Here is an 18,573-nt window from a genome sequence, read left to right on the forward strand (position 1 = left end):
GTTCAGTGGGGCAGATAACTGGCGTTGGTCACATCTTTGAGAGTGCGACCGGCGGCGATAGGGGAGGTGCTGCCCTGATACAGACCGGCCAGATTGATGACGGCCTGCGCATCGCCAGCGCCAGCCGCGCGTTCGAACAGCTGGCGTGCTTCATTACGCTTGGCGGGATTGCTCAGATAGCGCAAAGCCAGTTCGCGCTGCGCCACGGGCGAGCCCAGATCAGCCCACTCCTGCAGGCGCCGTTCTGCTGCGCGATGACCCTGCGTGCCGAGTTGCATCGCCGCGGCTTCAATAACTGTCGAAGGCGGAATTGCATCTTCCTTGGCCTGACAGGCGATCAGTGCGCCCACCAGCACCAGTAACGATGAAATCAGCACACCTGACTTATTGAATAATTCCATAAAGTTTAAACCTGTGATCAACGCTGGGATTAGGGGTCATCACGACGCACTGCACCATTATACTTGCGCCAGAGCAAATTGCCTACATAGCAATGCTGCAATAGAACATTTTCATACAAACTACTACGCTCGACCACTCGAATCCCCTGCAGGACAGAGTGAAGCATGAGCAACTGGGGAGCATGTTAGCACGAAGCCTGTGGCTGTCCTGTTGATACAGTCTTAATGAGAGTAACAATTGTAACGATACGTTAATGCCAAACGGCAAGCGCGCCGGCGCCGCATACGCCGCGCCGCAGCAATCACAATCCGGAATGAAAATTGAAAATAAGGCAACAATTAGCCTGCCAGATCAGGGGCGTTCTGGCGTAGCCAGTTGTGTGCCGCCTGCAGCACTAGCCGGTATTCGGCTTCAAGCTGGGCAAAAAGAATGGGAATCTGGTTCTGCTGCTGCCCGAGTAAAGCCTGTTCCAGCGCCAGCGAAGCCGACACCAGCCGTTTGGCGCCTAGCGTGCCTATGGCGCCGCGCAGCGTGTGCAGGATTTTACCGGCGTCGGTCAGGCGTCCCTCGCGAATGGCCGTGCCCGCCAGCAGTAGAGGCTGCATCGCCGGCGCACAGGCATCGGCGACGATCTTGCCGACCATGGCGCGCGCCTTGTCATCGTCGCCCATGTACTTGAGCAGGGTATCGACCGAGAAAATACTTACTTCCGACATGCAATGCTCCAGAACAGATACAGTACCACGCACATAATAGCCGCTGCCCTGCATCCGTGCCGGATTATTGCTGTCCGTCGTGAAACTGCTGGGTCAGGGTTTGCAGCGGTGCGCGCTGGGCCACGGGCGTGGCAACACCAGCGGGCGGCAGCACCCGCACCGGCTGGCTCGTCGTGCTACTACTGTGCAGGATGTTGCCGGAAGTCTCGGGTGCTGCGTCCCATACGGGCTGTTCCAGACCTTCGAACACCCGTTTCAGCTGGTGGCCCCAGGTGTTACGTATCATCTGGAAGTACTGGTTACGTTCGTCGATGGTGACGAAATGGGTAACGGCCAGCTTGCCCGTCTCATACACCAGCAGATCCAGCGGCAGACCTACCGACACATTCGAACGCAGGGTCGAGTCCATCGAGATCAGTGCGCACTTGGCAGCGTCGTCCAGACTAGTGGTGGGCGTCACCACACGGTCGATGATGGGCTTGCCATACTTGGCCTCGCCGATCTGGAAGTACGTGTTTTCATCATGGGCTTCGATGAAATTGCCTGCGGAATAGATCTGGAACAGACGGCAGCGCTCAGTGCCTATCTGGCCGCCGAAAATAATGCTGACATTGAAATCGATACCGAACTCGGCTAACGCCTTGGCTTCGCGCGCATGCACCTGTCGCACCGCATCGCCAACGATGCGCGCTGCCTCATGCATGTTGCTCACATTCCAGATGCTACGTCCATCTTCGCCATGGGTATCGGCGATCAACTGACGGATAGACTGGGAAATCGACAGATTTCCCGAGGTCATCATCACCATCATGCGGTCGCCAGCCACTTCGAACACGCTCATCTTGCGGAACGTCCCCACCTGATCCACTCCGGCATTGGTGCGGGAGTCGGAAAGGAATACCAGCCCGTCGTTCAGGCGCATGCCGACACAGTAAGTCATTCAAACCAACCAGAAAATTGAAGAAGCATTATTTTACCCCGCCTTGAGCCAGGCTATTGCGGCACGATCTGCACTTGTACCTGCATCATTTCCGTGCCGCCACCACGACGTACCCCGCGGATCGGCGCTGCACCGTCGTAGTCCCGTCCTATGGCGAGACGGCAATAGGCATCCGTCATCAGGCGTGCATGGGTCACATCGATGCTGACCCAGCCCGTGTAATCGGCATCTTCCACCCAGCCATCGACCCAGGCATGGCTGGCCGCATGGCCGGTATTTTCCGGATCGATATAGCCGGACACATAGCGCGCAGGAATCCCGGCGGCATGGCAGCAGGCGATAAAAATATGGGCATGATCCTGACACACGCCTTGCCCCAGCTGTAGTGCCTGCGTTGCCGTACTGCCCACGCCCGTTGCGCCGGTCTGGTAACGCACCCCGTGCAGGATGCGTTCACTCAGCTGCAGCAGCCGTGCGGTCGTCGCGGGCGCCCGTCCCAGACAGCTTGCAGCCAGTTCCAGCACCTCGGGCCCCGCTTCCGTCAGGCGGGTAGGGACGGTAAAGACCAGTGGCGACAGCGATTCGGTAGTACTGATCCGCCCGCGCGGCGGCATGGCCGTTTCCACCACACCGGCAGCGACGATGCGCAGCTCGGTGTGCTGACTAGCCATCGTCATCATGTGGGACGGATTGGCATACGCGTCCGTGTAGGCATGTACCGTACCGGGCAGGGTCAGATCCCACGCCAGCACCCGCTGCTGGGGATCGCTGCGCGGGGTCAGATGCAGCTGCTGTATGGTGTAGGCCAGCGGCGCGGTATAGCTATACACGGTTTCATGCCGGATGGTCAGATGCATGGTCAGGCTCCAGCTCAGGCGGCCAGCGGCACGAGGAAATCGCGGCTGATACGGTTGCCCAGTTGATTGATATCGGCCAGGAAGGTGGTCAGCGCATCGTGCAAGCCTTCAGCTAGCAAGTCTTCAATCTTGCCGAACTGCAGCTGGGCATGCAGCCGGCCTGCATAGCGTTCCGTATCGGCCGACACTTCATTGTGCACCGCGCGCAGATTCAGCAGCACTTCGTCCATGCAGGCTAACAGTGAACGGGGCATATCGCTGCGCAGCATCAGCAGCTCGGCGATACGGGCTGGCGTGATGACATCGCGGTAGACCTTGCGATAGATCTCAAAACCGGAGACGGAACGCAGCAGCGCACCCCAGTAATAGAAGTCACGCTGGGTCATGGTATCGCCGGCCAGTTCGGCGCCACCGCCATGGAATTTCACATCGAGGATACGCGCCGTATTGTCGGCCCGTTCGAGGAAAGTACCGAGCCGGATGAAATGTACTGCCTCGTCGCGCAACATGGTGCCCACCGTAACCCCGCGTGACAGGTGGGAGCGGTACTTGACCCATTCAAAGAACTTGCTGGGGTCGGTTTCCAGTAGCTCGCCTTTCAGGTGCTGCTGCATATCCAGCCAGGTCTGGTTCTGGATTTCCCACACTTCCGTAGTCAGCGTGCCGCGTACAGCGCGCGCATTTTCCCGCGCTTCCGTCAGACAGGCCACGATAGACGAGGGGTTGGCCGGATCGCGCACCATGAAATCGATCACGGCGCGGCCTTCCAGCGTCTGATATTTCTGATCGAAGGCCTGCTGTAGTTCGGAAATACCCAGCATGGCGCGCCAGCCTTGGGCATTTTCGGCATCGGACTGAGGCAGCATGGAAGTCTGGACATTCACATCCAGCATGCGTGCAGTATTTTCAGCCCGTTCCGTGTAGCGGGCCATCCAGAATAAATGATCGGCAGTGCGGCTTAACATCGTCTCTCCTTAACGTTCCAGTACCCACGTATCTTTGGTGCCACCACCTTGCGAGGAATTCACCACCAGCGAACCTTCCTGCAGCGCCACCCGCGTCAGACCGCCGGGCACCATCGAGATGGTCTTGCCAGACAGGACGAAAGGACGCAGGTCGATGTGGCGCGGCGCGATACCGTTTTCCACATAGGTAGGGCAGGCTGACAGCGCCAGCGTAGGCTGGGCGATATAGCCGTCGGGGCGGGCCAGCAGGCGCTGGCGGAAATCTTCGATCTGCTGCTTGGTCGAAGCTGGCCCCACCAGCATGCCGTAGCCACCGGCACCGTGCACTTCCTTTACCACCAGTTCGGGCAGGTTTGCCAGCGTGTAAGCCAGATCTTCCGGCTTGCGGCACTGGTAGGTAGGCACGTTGTTGAGTATCGGCTGTTCGGACAGATAGAATTTGATCATGTCCGGCACATACGGGTAGATCGACTTATCGTCTGCCACGCCGGTGCCGATCGCATTGGCCAGCGTGACGCGGCCGGCGCGGTAGACCGACAGCAGACCCGGCACGCCGAGCGAAGAATCCGGACGGAAGGCCAGCGGATCAAGGAAATCGTCATCCAGCCGGCGGTAGATCACATCCACCCGTTTCGGCCCGCGCGTGGTCCGCATGTAGACCGTATTGTCACTCACAAACAGGTCTTTACCTTCCACCAGTTCCACTCCCATCTGCTGGGCAAGGAAGGCATGCTCGAAGTAGGCCGAGTTGTACATGCCCGGCGTCATCACTACCACGGTAGGATCATTAATGCCCATGGGGGCAACGGAGCGCAGATTGTCCAGCAGCAGGTCGGGATAATGATCGACCGGCGCAATCCGGTTGCGGGCAAACAGTTCGGGGAATAGCCGCATCATCATTTTGCGGTCTTCCAGCATATAGGACACGCCCGATGGCACGCGCAGATTGTCTTCCAGCACATAGAACTCGCCCTGACCGGCGCGCACGATATCTACCCCGGCGATATGCGCGTAGATGTCGGACGCCACATTGATACCCTGCATTTCAGGGCGATACTGGGCGTTCTGGTAGATCTGTTCGGCTGGAATAATGCCGGCGCGAATGATGTTCTGCTCATGGTAGATGTCATGGATGAACATATTCAGCGCCTGCACGCGCTGTTTCAAACCGGCCTGCAACTGGGTCCATTCGTGCGCAGGAATGATGCGCGGGATGGTATCGAACGGAATCAGGCGCTCCGTACCGGCATCGTCGCCATACACGGCGAAGGTGATGCCCACACGGCGGAAGGTCAGATCCGCCTCGGCCCGCTTACGCTCTATGGTTTCGGGGGACTGGCGCTGTAGCCAGCCGCAGAATTCGCGATAGTGCTCCCTAACCTCGGCGCTTGCATGATGCGCCAGACCGTCTGCGGTCATTTCATTGAAGAATTTTGCCATATCGAACGTCCCAGATGAGTACGCTTCTCTAGTATCAAGAAGCGTGCCAGTGGGAATGCCCGATTTTGGTGCGTGCGCCTATGCCTAGACGCACCGTTGCGGCAAAATACACGGCGCCGGTGGGGCGCCGTGCAGCATTTCAAGCTGATGGGTACACGTATTGCGACATCTTGGTGCGCGCTTACAGATTATCGCTGCGGCCGAGGCCGCTTTCTGTACTGCCGCTATAGCCTGGATCACTCTGCAGGCTGGTACTCGCGCTGCCCATCACGCTGCCACTGGCGGTGCGGGCGCCCCCGAGGTTCTGCTGGGTGTGATAGAAACTGTGGATTTCCGTGCTGAACTCGGTGCTGGCCATATCGGGCCAGTGATCTTTATCGAAGCCGGGAGCATTCTTCAGGTGTTCTTTGGATACATCGAGCAGGAAGCGCTTGTTGACCGTATCAAGTTGCAGCGCCTGCCACGGCACGGCAAACAGTTTATCGCCCATGCCCAGCCAGCCGCCGAAGGACAGCACCGCATACGCCACCTGTCCTTGCCGCATATCGAGCATGATTTCCTTGATATCGCCCAGATCTTCGTCCTGCCGGTTGTAGACATCCTCCCCGATCAGGGTATCGGCCCCCATCAGACGGGGGGCGGGGCCGCTGTCATCGTCGTAATCGTTGTAGATGCCATAGGTATCACGGTCTAAATAGCTCATGGTAGTCTCCAGTTAATTGGCCCGTGCGTCAGGCGACGGGATACGACTCATCATGGAGCAAGCGGAGGGGCGCAGGTATCAGTGCGCCGCCCAGCTCTTTGTAGGAATGGGATGAGTTACTGGAGAACCTAGTGCCGCCAATCAAGGGCGGCCGCGCCGGATCACCTGCTGGTAGAGCGCCGTCAGGATGCGTTCCTCGCTACGTGTCAGGGCTGAATACTGGCCGGCATGCAAGGCCGGATCGCGCCCGGTGCCGCCGATCAGCACCACCATGCCATTGCCCTGCGCCAGATCGACCGCAAAGGTGGACAGCAAGCCATACGCTTCGCCCAGATGGCCGACCGCGACAAATGCCGGGTCTTCCACTATTCTGTCGCGTCCGTTCGCCAGCTTGCCGAAACGCTGGCTGCCCAGCCCCCAGCTACCGTACTGGCCCTGTTCCGTGTCACCATTCTGACCATCGTATAGCCACTGCTGGCTAAACATCAGTTCGATGCTGGCAGGGGAGAGAATCTTGCGCCCCTCATACTGGCCGCGCTGGATCAGCATCTGCATCAGCTGCCCCAGCCCGCGCGCCGAGATGCGCAGACCGCCAGTAGGGCTGAACAGCGTACCGTTGCGGCCGGGCCGGTAGTCGGTGGGGATGCTGCCAGCAGCGGGACGGGGCGCGGCGGCATCGTCGGCTTGGGCGATCCATGGTCCTGCGCTATCCCAGATCTCTGTATTAGTAGTCCGCTTGCGGTATAGCGTAGCCAAATTATCGCGCTCTGCGCTGTGAAAGGCGGCGGGATAGTAGCCGCCGCGCACGCCCATAGGCTGCAACAGCAGACGCTGCATGAGCAGATCGAACCGCTCGCCCGCCACCTGTTCCATGATGGTGCCGATCACCCCCCAGTTCAGGTTGGCATAGCTGAAGTAGCGGCCAGGCTCGGCGACACTGCTCCACATCGCTGGCGATCCGCGCCCAAGCTCGTCGCGAATGGCGCTGTCGCCGCTCCAATAGTAGCCGGCACCATCCCGCAAGCTTGAAGTGTGGCTTAACAGCATGCGCAGCGTGATCTTACGGTCCGGATAAGCAGGATTGCGCAGCGGATAGCCGAGGTACTCGGCCACATCACGCTCCAGATCAAGCTGACCCGTCTCGATCAGCTTCATCACCCCCATGGTGGTGACCATTTTCGATATCGAGGCAATCCGGTACAGCGTATCCTGATCGACCAAGGCCTGCGGCTGATCGATCTGGCGCGGCCCCGTCTGGAAGGTGTAAGCCACTTTGCCCTCGCGGATAGCCAGCACCGACAGGCTGGCGAGCGGCATGGCAGCATCCTGTGCGACGGCGTTCAGTTCGCGCTCGAGCGCTGCTTGCTGGGCATGCCCCAGCGACATCCAGAACATGGCAAGCAATCCACCGAGTACACGCGACATTGGCCATCCTTTGCGGGCTAGAAAAGTCCTAGCATACTGTGCCACCGCCGCCGCTGCCAAGGTATAGCGCTAAGCAGGTGGTACACTGCCGACTTTTAGCGCCGTCGCCGTCATCATGTCCGTCCCGTCCCCAGCTCCTAACGAACTTCGCCAGTACGCACTGGCCTGCCTGCTGCTGTGCGATCCAGCCGAGAAAGTAACGACCGTGCACGCCATGCACGCGGCCTGGCATGCCGTTGCACTGCAACTGGACGAGCTTGCACCACTCAGCTGTAGCGGCAACATACCGGGGCGGCCGGATAAGCCGGAACTGGTGCCGCCGCTGGCGGTAGGCCGGCGCTCCATGGCCACGCCGGAAGGACGCGGCATGCTGATCCATGCGCTCAGTCATATCGAATTCAATGCCATCAATCTGGCGCTCGATGCACTGTGGCGCTTCGCCGGCATGCCGGCCGAATACTACGCCGACTGGCTGCGCGTCGCCGACGAAGAAGCTACCCATTTCCATCTGCTGGCCAGCCACCTGCAGCAACTGGGCTTCGCCTACGGCGATTTCGCTGCCCACGACAGCCTGTGGGAAATGGTCGACCGTACCCGTGAAGATGTCATGGCGCGTATGGCACTGGTGCCGCGCACGCTGGAAGCGCGCGGTCTCGATGCGATTCCGCCGCTGCGCGCCAAACTGGCGCAGGCCGGCGATCAGGCGGCTGCCGCCATTCTCGATATCATTCTGCGCGACGAGGTGGGCCATGTAGAAATCGGCAATCGCTGGTTTTCCCACCTGTGCCTGCAACGTGGTCTGGCGCTGCGTCCCACCTATGCCGAACTGGCGCTCCGCCACCGCGCGCCCACACCACGGGGGCCATTCAATATCGAAGCACGCCTGCGGGCCGGTTTCAGCGCCGAAGAACTGCAGGCACTCAGCGCCGCGGGGTAACTAAACAGCGCCACGCGCTGACTAAACATGGGGAATTGCCACCAATTATCACCAAATGTGACATTTGGTGATAATTAATTAGTGCAAAAAAGGTAGAGTTAGTACATAAGCTATTGTTCTGAATCTATTTTATGTCCGTCACCAGCACGCGTGAACTACCGTGGCAATCCGATATAGATGAGCATAGCCGCGAATTGCTGGCCGCTCTGGTTGCCTCGTCGAGCGACGCCATCATCACCAAGACGCTGGAAGGCACAGTAACTAGCTGGAATCCGGCGGCAGAACGCATCTTCGGCTACCGCGCCGAAGAAATGCGGGGACAGAACATCGAGTTGCTGGTGCCGCCCGACCGTATCAGCGAAGAACAATCGATCTTGCAGCAGATTGCGCATGGCATCCGGGTCGAGCACTTCGAAACACTGCGCGTGTGCAAGAACGGCATCCAGATTGCTGTTTCCGTCACCGTCTCGCCCATATTTGACCAGCGCGGCAAGGTGATAGGGGCCTCGAAGATTGCCCGTGACATCACCGAGAAGCGTCGCGTGGAAGACGAACTGCGCGCCTATCGCAGCCAGTTGCAGCGACAGATCAGCACGACAACAGGTGAACTCTCCGCGATTGTCCAGACGGCGGCCAATGCCATCATCACCACCGATGGGGAAGGGCGCATCGACGTCTTCAATCCAGCCGCTGAAGAGATGTTCGGCTGGAGCCATGCGGAAATACGCGGCAACAGTGTTTCCTGCCTACTGACGGATGCCGAGGCACTAGCGCACCGGCAATATTTTGATCAGGCCGATACGGCGGTGCGCTACCGCTCGATCGGCATCAAGCGCGAAGTGCGGGCGCGGCGCCGCAATGGCGAGACCTTTCCCGTGTCGATTGCACTGGGCCATACCCGTCTGGCGCCCGATCAGCCGTATTTCGTCGCCTTCATTACCGATATCACAGCCCAGCGCACGATTGAAGAAGATCTGCGCCGGGCCAAGGAGCAGGCCGAAGCGGCCGCACGGGCCAAGGCCGCGTTTCTGGCCAATATGAGCCATGAAATCCGTACGCCCATGAATGCCATCATCGGCTTTTCCGAACTGGTGCTGGCCGACGGCAGTGTGTCCGGCCTGGCCCGCGAGCATGTGCAGACGGTGCACCAGTCAGCCCGCGATCTGCTCACCATCATCAACGACATCCTCGACTACTCCAAGATCGAAGGTGGCAAGACGGAACTGGAACGCCTGCCGTTCAGCCTGACGCGCCTGCTGCGCGACGTGCTCAAACTGCTGGATCAGGAGATCCGCCACAAACAACTGCGCATACAGGTTGAAGTGGCACCTGCTGTGCCAGCCATCTGTCTGGGCGACCCGACCCGTATCCGGCAGATCCTGCTCAATCTGCTAGGCAATGCCATCAAGTTCACCCATGTGGGCGGCATCACGCTGCAACTGGACGTACCGGAGCAAGGCCAGATCCATTTCGCGGTACGCGATACCGGCATAGGCATGACGCCGGAGCAACTGGATAAAGTGTTCGATTCCTTCACGCAGGCTGATGCGAGTACCACCCGCCGCTTCGGCGGCACGGGGCTGGGCACCACCATCTGCCGCCATCTGGTGCAGCTCATGCACGGCCGGATCTGGGCCGAGAGCCGCTATGGACAAGGTTCGACCTTTCACTTTACGCTCCCGCTAGCGGCCGTACAGCCGTCCTCCAGTGCGGCACTACTACCGGCCGACGAGAACGACCTTAGCGCGCGTGCGCCGCGCGCCTTCCGCATCCTGCTGGCCGAGGACGTCGCCACCAATGCGCGGCTTGTCATGCTGCGCCTCAGCCAGCTAGGGCATCAGGTGGTGTGGCAGGATAGCGGGCGGGGTGCGGTTACGGCCTGTCTGCAGGATGACTACGACGTGGTGCTGATGGATGTGATGATGCCGGACATGGATGGACTGGCTGCCACGCAGGCGATCCGCCAGATGCGGCCCAGCGCAGCACCGTATCTGCCGATCATCGCGCTCACTGCCAGCGTGCTGCCGGAAGACCATCGACGTTGCCGCGAAGCGGGCATGGATGCTGTGCTGGGCAAGCCTATCGATCTGGCAGAAATCCTGCAACAGATGGAAGCACTGGTGCCGTCGGGACGGGGCGTTTTCAATGCCACGCTGGCACCGGAAGCAGCCCCGAACCTGCCGGCTGATCTTGCGCCGCTAGCAAGACTGGTGAATTTGCCCCGCGCACTGCGCCTGTGGGGTGACGCGCAGGTGTACCGGCAGGCGCTGGAGGAGTTCTGTTCCACGCATGGACAGGACGGCAGCCGGATTGCTAGCCAGCTGGACCATGCGCCCGAACTGGCCCGCCGTATGGCACATGCGCTGAAGGGCGTCGCCGCCAATCTGCAATTGCAGGAAATCGCCCAGCTGGCCAGCTTGGTGGATGGCGCGCTCAAAGCGGCTGACATCGAGGAGGCCCGCGTGCAGGCGCAACAGTTGCAGCACGAGTTCGCAGGTCTGCTGGAGCTGGTGGCCAGTAGCCGCAGCGAACGTCCAGCAGATATGAACGCAACGCCCGCCGCGCCGCCAAATACAGCGGAATTACCCCAACTGCTGCAGCAACTGCGCTGCGGACTTGATAGTGCCAATCCGGACGATGTGCGCGAGCCGCTGGAACGACTGGTCAGCCTGCTGGGTGCAGATGCCGTCCAGCCCATACAAGTGGCTGTCCAGCACTTCGATTTTGATCTCGCCAGCAGCCTGACCGATAGCCTGATACTGAGAGGACAGTAGCCCACCTGATGCAAAAGATCATCCTAGCCATCGATGACGAGCCGAATAACCTCAACCTGCTGCTACAGGTGATGCGGGACAAATATCGTCTGGTGTTTGCCAACAATGGCGCCAAAGGTCTGGAGCTGGCGGCCCGCATCCAGCCGGATCTGATCCTGCTGGATATTATGATGCCGGGACTGGACGGCTACGAAGTGTGCCGCCGTCTCAAGGCCGACGCCAGAGTCAGCCATATCCCTGTCATCTTCCTGACTGCCATGACCGCCACCGAAGACGAAGCGCGCGGCTTCGACGCCGGCGCAGTGGACTATGTACAGAAACCGATCTCCGTTCCTATCCTGTTGCGTCGCGTGGCCACTCATCTGTCGCTAGTCCATCTGAACGATGTGGCACGGGCCCGGCGCGAGGCAGTTTTCATGCTGGGCGAGGCCGGCCACTACAACGACAACGACACCGGTGCGCACATCTGGCGCATGGCTGCGTATGCCTGCACACTGGCGCGCACGCTGGGCTGGTCCGCCGAACGCATCGAGCTGCTGGAACTGGCCGCACCACTGCACGATACGGGCAAGATCGGCGTGCCCAGCGAGATACTCAAAGCCCCGCGCGCCCTCACACCGGAGGAATGGGTGTTGATGAAGCGTCACACGGAAATCGGCGCGCAGATACTGCAGAGTGGTAACGGCGAAATCTTCGCCATGGCGCGCGATGTGGCGCTCTCCCACCACGAGCGCTGGGATGGCCATGGCTATCCCCATGGTCTGGCCGGGGCAGCCATTCCGGAAGCGGCAAGGCTGGTCGCTGTAGCCGATGTATTCGACGCGCTGACCATGCAGCGTCCCTACAAGCCAGCCTGGAGTCTGTCCGCCACCTGCGACTACCTGCGCGACGGCCGTGGCGGACATTTCGATCCACAGATGATAGATGCCTTCGAGCAGGCGCTGCCGGAGCTGATACGCATACGGGCAGACTGGCAAGGCCGCCCCGAGGATGCCCTGCCGGCAGTCTGAATGGGGGTACAAGGGCAGGGGAGCACAGCGCTGAGGCAAGCAGAACTGTCACGCGACAGATTGATATACATCAAAGATTCTGCGAGTTAACTTCACTAGACTTTAACCGTTGCCACAAGAAAAATATCAAGACGCAGGTGCTTTGCGGCGACTTACCGGCACCCCCGTCGACATTCTATGGAGTCGTTTATGTCTTTCAATCATGTTGTCGCGTGGATCGATCACACCGAAGCACACGTAATCCATTTCAATGCTGAAGCCGCCGACAGCGAAGTCATCAAAACTCACTCGAAGCATCCGCACCTGCACGGCAAATCGGGCTCGACGGGTTCGGGTCGCGCACCGGAAAACAAGCAGTATTTTGATGACGTGGCCAAAGCCCTGAGTGGCAGCACCGAAATCCTGATCGTCGGTCCCGGCCATGAAAAACTGGAACTGATGAAGTACATGCTGCGCGCCCATCCAGCCGTAGCCGAGTGCGTGATGAGCGTGGAGAGCGCCGACCATCCTACCGATGGCCAGCTGCTGAAATACGCCCGCAAATACTTTGTCAAAGCGGACATGATGCGTTAAGCATGCACGCACCGTCCATCGCGGTGCAATAGGAAACGAAAACCGGCGCTCGATGCGCCGGTTTGCTTATCAGCTAGCAGGACGCTGACGGTGGAAAGTAATCGGGCTGTACGGGATATTCGATGGCGGCGCTGATTTCAATATGCCCGGCTTCATCGCACCCACCACATGCATCTCGCACGGCTTGCAATCGAAACGCAGCGTGTAGGTTTCCTCGCCGCTCACCAGCGTCATCGGCTCGGCCCGTACCTGCCCCTGTACACCCTGCACACCCTTGGCCTGCTTGGGACAGAGATTGAACGAGAAGCGCAGACAGTGCTTGGTAATCATCAGCGGCACTTCGCCGGCTTCTTCGTGCGCCTCATAGGCCGCAGCAATCAGCTGTACGCCATGCTTGTGATAGAAGGCGCGGGCTTTTTCGTTGTACACGTTGGCCAGATAGCTGAGCTGAGTATCCGGATAGACGGCAGGGGGTTCCGCTGCGGGCTTGCGCTGGGGACGATCCCATGCCGCCAGACGGACTGCCTCATGCGCCTCGATGGCATCACGGCGCAGCGCATTGATCGCTGCGGCCGGTACAAACCACGACTGCGACAGCTGCAATTCGATGCCCAGCGGCGCAAACATGGTATTACCCAGCTTGCCCAGACTGGCGCGCAGACCCGCGTCTGCCTGCTCGGCATTCTGGGCCGGCTGCAGCGCCAGCGCAGTGACCGTCTCCGAGCACAGGCCATCTTCATCGCGCAACGCAAGCTTCAGGCCGTTTTCCTGCTCGCTCAATGTCAGGTACAGGCCGACCTTGCGCTCTGCCGATTTCTTGTTCAGTGCTGCTTCCCACTGGTGGTCGCGATTGCGGCTGATCGACAGGCCGACTTTGAGGCCGGGCAGGGCGCTGATGGCTTCATTGGTGTACACCCGCCACAACTGGCCATCTTCGCTCTCGCCCAGCTTCTTCACCACATTGGCCTGGATGCCGAAGGTTTCACGCTTATGCATATAATTCAGGCCGTCGCCATTGGCCATGGCGGCATTAGCCAGCATATCGAAATGGTCGGTAGCGAGCTTGGTGATCGTGCCCAGTTCCACGCCGACATATTTAGGCGAATCAAACGCGCCTATATCATCCTGACGGCCATTGGCGAAGTAATCGGTATGGCCGCGGTGGAAGTTCTTATCAATATCCGGCGTGAACAGGATCTCCGTGTGACCGCTGGCGGCACGGCTGAATTCCGGGCGACGCTCCAGCAGCTCGTCCAGCAGCAGGCGGTAGTGGGCAGTGATGTTCTTCACATAGCCCATATCCTTGTAACGGCCTTCGATCTTGAAGGAGCGGATACCGGCATCGACCAGCGCTTCCAGATTGCGGCTCTGGTCATTATCTTTCATCGACAGCAGATGTTTTTCATAGGCCACCACGCGGCCTTTGCTATCGCTCAGCGTATAAGGCAGGCGGCAGGCTTGCGAGCAGTCGCCACGGTTGGCGCTGCGGCCCGTATCGGCGTGGGAAATATAGCATTGGCCAGAGAAAGCCACGCACAGGGCGCCGTGCACGAAGTATTCGAGCGGCGTATCTACCTGGGCATGGATCGCACGGATCTGCTCGACAGTCAGCTCGCGGGCCAGTACTAACTGCGAGAAACCTACGTCACCAAGGAATTTAGCTTTTTCAACGGTACGGATATCGCACTGGGTACTGGCATGCAGCTGAATAGGCGGCAAGTCCATTTCCAGCAATCCCATGTCCTGCACGATCAGCGCATCGACACCGGCTTCATACAGCTGCCAGATCTGTTTGCGCGCTGCTTCCAGTTCGGCATCGTGCAGAATCGTGTTGAGCGTAACGAAGATACGCGAACGGTAGCGGTGGGCGAATTGCACCAGTCCCGAGATTTCCTCGATGGTATTGCTAGCGTTGTGACGCGCGCCGAACGCTGGACCGCCGATGTAGACCGCGTCCGCGCCGTGCAGGATGGCTTCGCGGCCAATTTCCGCGGTTTTGGCGGGCGACAGTAGTTCGAGCTGATGAGCCAGTAGGGACATGGCGGGTTTCCTTCCTTGATAAGGGCGGAATTATAACGAAATCAAGGACTTCCGTCAGCGCGGCAAACGAATTTCGGCAGGCCGGCGTTTCAGGTCAGTGCTCCGCACATCTGGCGAAATCCAATAGCGAAGCTTTGTCTACCTATAACGTTGATAAAGGCTACCATGTCCACTCTATGGAGAAGAGCACAGGATCTGGCAAGCGCCAGATTAATGGGGTACTGCTTGCAACCGATCTGCTGAAACTGCGATATTTGAAAGCAGGCAGGCACTACCGGTCATGCGCACGATCATGCAAACATTGCCTTCTTTACCTTTTGCACTTCCGGAGCGAGTACGAGCAAGTGATTGGCCTGAGCGCAGAGATAGTCGGAAATTTGACGAACAAGATTTCGCTCCTCGCCGACATAAATATCCCAAGCTGCCAGCTCTGGTGCAAGGAGCAGAACGGCGCGGGCCATACGTGTTATTTCCCTGGCGAGTTGCCCAGTCGGCGTTCCAGTTCTATAGGCAAAATCTGCCAGTGCATATGGGGTGATTTCCTCCGGCAAAAAGGCGTCTCCGTAGGCCATGGCCATGGATTGTTCTACCTGATCTCCATAGGCATTCACGGACACGAGGTCGTACATTGGCGCCGGAGCCAAGCCGGCTGGATGTACATGGAACGAGATATTCTTGCCGTGCGCGTCACTATTGCCGAGTAGTAGTTGCAGAATGGCCCAACGGATTAAGTAGACCCGCGCCTTGGCTGGGGTCAGCATCTGATCGACCAAGGTGAACAACTGCTCGAAACTAACGCCGTCGCGGATATGCCTGACATCTCGACTCATGCCGATATTGCGTTCGTACTTAAAAGTGGAGGGGAGATCCAGGGCCTGGCAGGCATCGATAACATGGGTGCGCCGCACCGCGATTACTTCAGATGGGTGTTCGGTACTGTGTATTGCCAAACGGTCGAAGCGCTCAATCAAAAGAATGGGTTCAGGTATGCGCCGCAGTTCAACAGGCGCCGCAGGCAAACCCAATTTCAACGTGCGATCGAGCCGCGCCGCTAGGCTCATACAAAAATGCTCGTTCACGACGAGGTGCGGGGTGCGGGGATTTCGACTGTCCGGCTTGAGAAGGTGCGTCGAACTAAGCGCACCGTCGACAAGCGAAAGTTTCGGACCCTCCACTAATACCTGCAGTTTGTCCTGATAGCCCGCCAGCGACAGGCGCACCTTGCCATCCCATACGGGAAAGGGAACGGCGTCGCGCTCTTGAATACGCTGGCTGAGTTCGTCGGATGTAATCACGCGGCGCACCGGCTCTCGCGTCTGTTCCGCCGTAACGCGCGCTGCCTCGCCGGGTGTAGCGTCAAGCGCAAGGAAACTAAATGCCCCAACGGGTTCCTTGCCAAGCAGTTGAACCAAGGCAAAGGTGTTATTTTTTGATACCTGGTTGGTAGCCGCAGCGATGTCCAGTGCGCGCCCCTCAGGAAGCAGATTCTCAAGAAATCGCTGGACAGACTCGGAGCGACAGGGGGCTAGTCCAAGGGGAATCGCCGGCGTCAAATAGAAGGCGGACATGCTGCGCAGCCACGCGTCCGCATACTCAAATCCATACCGGTTGTCGCGGGGCTCATAAGAGAGTTGGCCCACGGCAGCGCTGTCGGCGGAGACATGTAAAACGTGCGTCATACATCGCGCTCCTGAACCTTCTTGTCAGATGCCGACGACGACAGTAATCCCTTGCGCGTAAGGTTGAGCGCCTCATCCTTGGTTGGGACCAGCAGAGTGAGTCCCAATCCCGCAAGGACGAGCAGCAGCCGATCGGTGCCTACAGCCCCGCCATTTTCGAGACGAGAAAGGACGCTGGCAGCGACCCCGCAGGCATGGGCCGCGTCGTCAATACGCAATGAAAGTTCGAGGCGGCGATTCCTCACTAGGCTGCCGAAATCGGCTAAGCTGTGTATCTGCGGAGATGGGCGCGGGCCGGGTGGTGGGAGTCTACGAGCCATAGTTTCTATATATGGAAATTTAATGGAGATTTGATACCCATTGCTTTAAATTTCTTTATAGAGAAACATTAGCATAAAACTGCGATGGTGGACAATAATTTCCTTATTGGGAAATTATCGCTTGTCAAAAACTCGACGATGCAGAGTATTTAGGTGGGTAGGCTGCGAACAGCCCCCATTCAATGAAAATTGGGCCCTAAAAAACACAAGCCTCCGTTCTGGGAGGCTTGTGCATATTACGGTCCGATTCCTATTACCTAGACCTGGCAAGACCCATTTGCAGGGACGGGCGGTCACTTCATGGACTGGAGAACCTTCAACTCGCATTCAATCAGCAACCTCCAACAGCCCCGAAACCTGGACGCCACCGAGGGTCATGTGCCAGAGTCGAATCCGAGAGTGGCGACGATGTCTGTACAATGCTCCTATCCTAAAGACTAGGAATGCGTCCAGTGAAGTAAAACTGCCTTCGATCCAAAACACGTAACTCTTTGATTTGATTGTGTTGTGTTCGCACCCATTGGCAGATTTACTTCATAACTATTTGAAGCAAATCTGACAATTCCCGAAAGTCGTGAAGTAAAATTGCCAATAGCCGTCGACACGGAGCAGTTATGGCAAACAGTCGCTTCCTCACCCCAGCGGACAACTCTCGCCCATACAAGAGCCATCGATACGATGTGTTCGGGCTCAAAGTAGAGCGTGTAGTTACACTATTTGGAACCCGTGCGCTGATGGCCTGGATTCGGCTGGAAGCGGATCCATTAGTGAAAACTTACTGCGAGCGTCCGCTCGTGATCCCAGATATCAAACCAAAGCGCGTTCTCGATTTCTGGGTTGACTATCAAGGCAAGCAGCAACTCTGGTTACTTAGGCGTCCAAGCGAGGCAGACCTTGTCTCGCCCGAGCAAGCTTTACCCGCCTTTGCCTCTTGGGCTGCCACTAACAAACTGGAACTGCGCTTTATCGGCATTGATGAGGTGGGTCCGCCGCTATACCTCGACAATTGGGGACGCATACTTCGAGATTTGGCGGCCAATAGGCGTTTCGTTTCTGCCTTTTTAAAAGCACGCATTCTTGAAAATTTAACTTCTGCGCGCCCGCTCTCGTCCCTATGCGGGATGTTTCCCGATGAAGATCCTGTCTTGCTGCGCGCAGCGGCTTACCAGTTACTTCATAACGGCAAGCTACGATGCTCAAACCTAGATCAGATGCCACTGGGGCCGGCTTCGATCATGGAGCCTACATGACCAAGCACACGGTAGGGCAAGTTCACTTCGACCGGTTTTCTATTCCCGATACCTTACAGGACTTATCGCTATGGCCATCGGTAGATATGACCGCATTAACAAACGAAGACCTGGCAACGTTCGCTGCACGACAGCGAGCGATCGAACTGTACGTCCAGAACCCCAAGCTTTCGATGAAGGCAATCAATCAGCAAACGGGAGTTGATCCTAAAACAGTCTACCGCCTGATTGACCGTTGCTTGAAAAAGCATCCGGATGGAGCGATTTACGGCTTTCGCGCCGCTATTCCATACGCGCGCCTCAAGCAATATGAGCGCATTCACTCTATCAATCGTCATCAAGGGGCTCAGCGCGCTGGGCTTGCGGGTGCGTTTGGCCTTCTGTTGCAGCGATATCCAACTATAGTAGCGTTCCTGCAGAAGCAGGCAAAACAAAGGCACCATGTGTTCGTTTGCTGGCAGGATTGACCCGGTCTAATTGACCCTCCTTCCAGGTCCTCGCGAACGCCGCAACCCTGTCATAAGATCCCTCGAACCCCAATT

17 protein-coding genes are annotated in these 18,573 nt (G+C 58.4%); 6 read left to right on the forward strand and 11 right to left on the reverse strand.

Going from position 1 to position 18,573, the window contains the following annotated elements:
* Positions 1-2: 2 nt before the first annotated feature.
* The 8 genes from ABNT42_RS14520 to ABNT42_RS14555 all read right to left on the reverse strand — a co-directional run bounded on the left by ABNT42_RS14520 (position 3) and on the right by ABNT42_RS14555 (position 7,448).
* Positions 3-401, reverse strand: coding sequence for a hypothetical protein (locus ABNT42_RS14520; protein ID WP_348698076.1), 399 nt, complete (start codon positions 399-401; stop codon positions 3-5).
* A 339-nt stretch (positions 402-740) separates the two neighbouring features.
* Positions 741-1,118 carry an Hpt domain-containing protein gene (locus ABNT42_RS14525; RefSeq protein ID WP_348698078.1) on the reverse strand — a complete coding sequence of 126 codons (378 nt, stop codon included), beginning with the start codon at positions 1,116-1,118 and terminating at the stop codon, positions 741-743.
* A gap of 64 nt (positions 1,119-1,182) precedes the next feature.
* On the reverse strand, positions 1,183-2,058 hold the full coding sequence (locus tag ABNT42_RS14530) for a peptidase (RefSeq protein ID WP_348698081.1): 876 nt from the start codon (positions 2,056-2,058) through the stop codon (positions 1,183-1,185).
* Between the two features lie 53 nt (positions 2,059-2,111).
* Complete coding sequence (locus ABNT42_RS14535; RefSeq protein WP_348698083.1) at positions 2,112-2,915, reverse strand: transglutaminase family protein; 804 nt, start codon at positions 2,913-2,915, stop codon at positions 2,112-2,114.
* A 14-nt stretch (positions 2,916-2,929) separates the two neighbouring features.
* Positions 2,930-3,880, reverse strand: a complete 951-nt coding sequence (locus ABNT42_RS14540) for an alpha-E domain-containing protein (RefSeq protein WP_348698085.1) — start codon at positions 3,878-3,880, stop codon at positions 2,930-2,932.
* A gap of 9 nt (positions 3,881-3,889) precedes the next feature.
* Positions 3,890-5,320, reverse strand: coding sequence for a circularly permuted type 2 ATP-grasp protein (locus ABNT42_RS14545; protein WP_348698086.1), 1,431 nt, complete (start codon positions 5,318-5,320; stop codon positions 3,890-3,892).
* Positions 5,321-5,501: 181 nt separating this feature from the next.
* Positions 5,502-6,023 (reverse strand): PRC-barrel domain-containing protein, encoded by a 522-nt coding sequence (locus ABNT42_RS14550; protein WP_348698089.1) that lies wholly within the window; start codon positions 6,021-6,023, stop codon positions 5,502-5,504.
* Between the two features lie 141 nt (positions 6,024-6,164).
* Complete coding sequence (locus ABNT42_RS14555; protein WP_348698091.1) at positions 6,165-7,448, reverse strand: serine hydrolase; 1,284 nt, start codon at positions 7,446-7,448, stop codon at positions 6,165-6,167.
* A 115-nt stretch (positions 7,449-7,563) separates the two neighbouring features.
* Here ABNT42_RS14555 and ABNT42_RS14560 point away from each other — a divergent pair, with 115 nt between their 5' ends.
* The 4 genes from ABNT42_RS14560 to ABNT42_RS14575 all read left to right on the forward strand — a co-directional run bounded on the left by ABNT42_RS14560 (position 7,564) and on the right by ABNT42_RS14575 (position 12,742).
* Positions 7,564-8,385: a ferritin-like domain-containing protein gene (locus tag ABNT42_RS14560; protein ID WP_348698093.1), complete on the forward strand. Its 822-nt coding sequence runs from the start codon at positions 7,564-7,566 to the stop codon at positions 8,383-8,385.
* A gap of 131 nt (positions 8,386-8,516) precedes the next feature.
* Positions 8,517-11,159, forward strand: a complete 2,643-nt coding sequence (locus ABNT42_RS14565; protein WP_348698095.1) for a PAS domain S-box protein — start codon at positions 8,517-8,519, stop codon at positions 11,157-11,159.
* 8 nt (positions 11,160-11,167) lie between these two features.
* Positions 11,168-12,169 carry an HD domain-containing phosphohydrolase gene (locus ABNT42_RS14570; protein ID WP_348698096.1) on the forward strand — a complete coding sequence of 334 codons (1,002 nt, stop codon included), beginning with the start codon at positions 11,168-11,170 and terminating at the stop codon, positions 12,167-12,169.
* A 189-nt stretch (positions 12,170-12,358) separates the two neighbouring features.
* A complete protein-coding gene (locus tag ABNT42_RS14575; RefSeq protein WP_348698098.1) occupies positions 12,359-12,742 on the forward strand; it encodes a translational machinery protein in 384 nt (127 codons plus the stop codon).
* Positions 12,743-12,811: 69 nt separating this feature from the next.
* Here ABNT42_RS14575 and ABNT42_RS14580 read toward each other — a convergent pair whose 3' ends face one another.
* From ABNT42_RS14580 to ABNT42_RS14590, 3 genes are all read right to left on the reverse strand, one after another.
* On the reverse strand, positions 12,812-14,782 hold the full coding sequence (locus ABNT42_RS14580) for a U32 family peptidase (RefSeq protein WP_348698100.1): 1,971 nt from the start codon (positions 14,780-14,782) through the stop codon (positions 12,812-12,814).
* Between the two features lie 290 nt (positions 14,783-15,072).
* On the reverse strand, positions 15,073-16,461 hold the full coding sequence (locus tag ABNT42_RS14585; protein ID WP_348698102.1) for a HipA domain-containing protein: 1,389 nt from the start codon (positions 16,459-16,461) through the stop codon (positions 15,073-15,075).
* Positions 16,458-16,781 carry a helix-turn-helix transcriptional regulator gene (locus tag ABNT42_RS14590; RefSeq protein ID WP_348698104.1) on the reverse strand — a complete coding sequence of 108 codons (324 nt, stop codon included), beginning with the start codon at positions 16,779-16,781 and terminating at the stop codon, positions 16,458-16,460. Before ABNT42_RS14590 ends, ABNT42_RS14585 begins: the two co-directional genes overlap by 4 nt.
* Positions 16,782-17,395: 614 nt before the next feature.
* Here ABNT42_RS14590 and ABNT42_RS14595 point away from each other — a divergent pair.
* Together ABNT42_RS14595 and ABNT42_RS14600 are read left to right on the forward strand one after the other, a co-directional pair.
* Entirely contained in the window at positions 17,396-18,031 is a 636-nt protein-coding gene (locus ABNT42_RS14595) for a hypothetical protein (protein WP_348698106.1), read from the forward strand.
* Positions 18,028-18,498: a hypothetical protein gene (locus ABNT42_RS14600; RefSeq protein WP_348698108.1), complete on the forward strand. Its 471-nt coding sequence runs from the start codon at positions 18,028-18,030 to the stop codon at positions 18,496-18,498. The genes ABNT42_RS14595 and ABNT42_RS14600 overlap by 4 nt, the downstream gene beginning before the upstream one ends.
* Positions 18,499-18,573 lie beyond the last annotated feature (75 nt).

Origin of the sequence: Duganella fentianensis, from assembly GCF_964031615.1 — a bacterium.
Classification (GTDB): Bacteria; Pseudomonadota; Gammaproteobacteria; order Burkholderiales; family Burkholderiaceae_D; genus Rugamonas; species Rugamonas fentianensis_A.

Coding starts and splice junctions, on each gene's coding strand:
- ABNT42_RS14525 (WP_348698078.1), bottom strand. CDS start 1,118: ATGTCGGAAGTAAGTATTTTCTCGGTCGATACCCTGCTCAAGTACATG.
- ABNT42_RS14590 (WP_348698104.1), bottom strand. CDS start 16,781: ATGGCTCGTAGACTCCCACCACCCGGCCCGCGCCCATCTCCGCAGATA.
- ABNT42_RS14565 (WP_348698095.1), top strand. CDS start 8,517: ATGTCCGTCACCAGCACGCGTGAACTACCGTGGCAATCCGATATAGAT.
- ABNT42_RS14575 (WP_348698098.1), top strand. CDS start 12,359: ATGTCTTTCAATCATGTTGTCGCGTGGATCGATCACACCGAAGCACAC.
- ABNT42_RS14560 (WP_348698093.1), top strand. CDS start 7,564: ATGTCCGTCCCGTCCCCAGCTCCTAACGAACTTCGCCAGTACGCACTG.
- ABNT42_RS14535 (WP_348698083.1), bottom strand. CDS start 2,915: ATGCATCTGACCATCCGGCATGAAACCGTGTATAGCTATACCGCGCCG.
- ABNT42_RS14520 (WP_348698076.1), bottom strand. CDS start 401: ATGGAATTATTCAATAAGTCAGGTGTGCTGATTTCATCGTTACTGGTG.
- ABNT42_RS14580 (WP_348698100.1), bottom strand. CDS start 14,782: ATGTCCCTACTGGCTCATCAGCTCGAACTACTGTCGCCCGCCAAAACC.
- ABNT42_RS14550 (WP_348698089.1), bottom strand. CDS start 6,023: ATGAGCTATTTAGACCGTGATACCTATGGCATCTACAACGATTACGAC.
- ABNT42_RS14600 (WP_348698108.1), top strand. CDS start 18,028: ATGACCAAGCACACGGTAGGGCAAGTTCACTTCGACCGGTTTTCTATT.
- ABNT42_RS14570 (WP_348698096.1), top strand. CDS start 11,168: ATGCAAAAGATCATCCTAGCCATCGATGACGAGCCGAATAACCTCAAC.
- ABNT42_RS14540 (WP_348698085.1), bottom strand. CDS start 3,880: ATGTTAAGCCGCACTGCCGATCATTTATTCTGGATGGCCCGCTACACG.
- ABNT42_RS14585 (WP_348698102.1), bottom strand. CDS start 16,461: ATGACGCACGTTTTACATGTCTCCGCCGACAGCGCTGCCGTGGGCCAA.
- ABNT42_RS14545 (WP_348698086.1), bottom strand. CDS start 5,320: ATGGCAAAATTCTTCAATGAAATGACCGCAGACGGTCTGGCGCATCAT.
- ABNT42_RS14555 (WP_348698091.1), bottom strand. CDS start 7,448: ATGTCGCGTGTACTCGGTGGATTGCTTGCCATGTTCTGGATGTCGCTG.
- ABNT42_RS14530 (WP_348698081.1), bottom strand. CDS start 2,058: ATGACTTACTGTGTCGGCATGCGCCTGAACGACGGGCTGGTATTCCTT.
- ABNT42_RS14595 (WP_348698106.1), top strand. CDS start 17,396: ATGGCAAACAGTCGCTTCCTCACCCCAGCGGACAACTCTCGCCCATAC.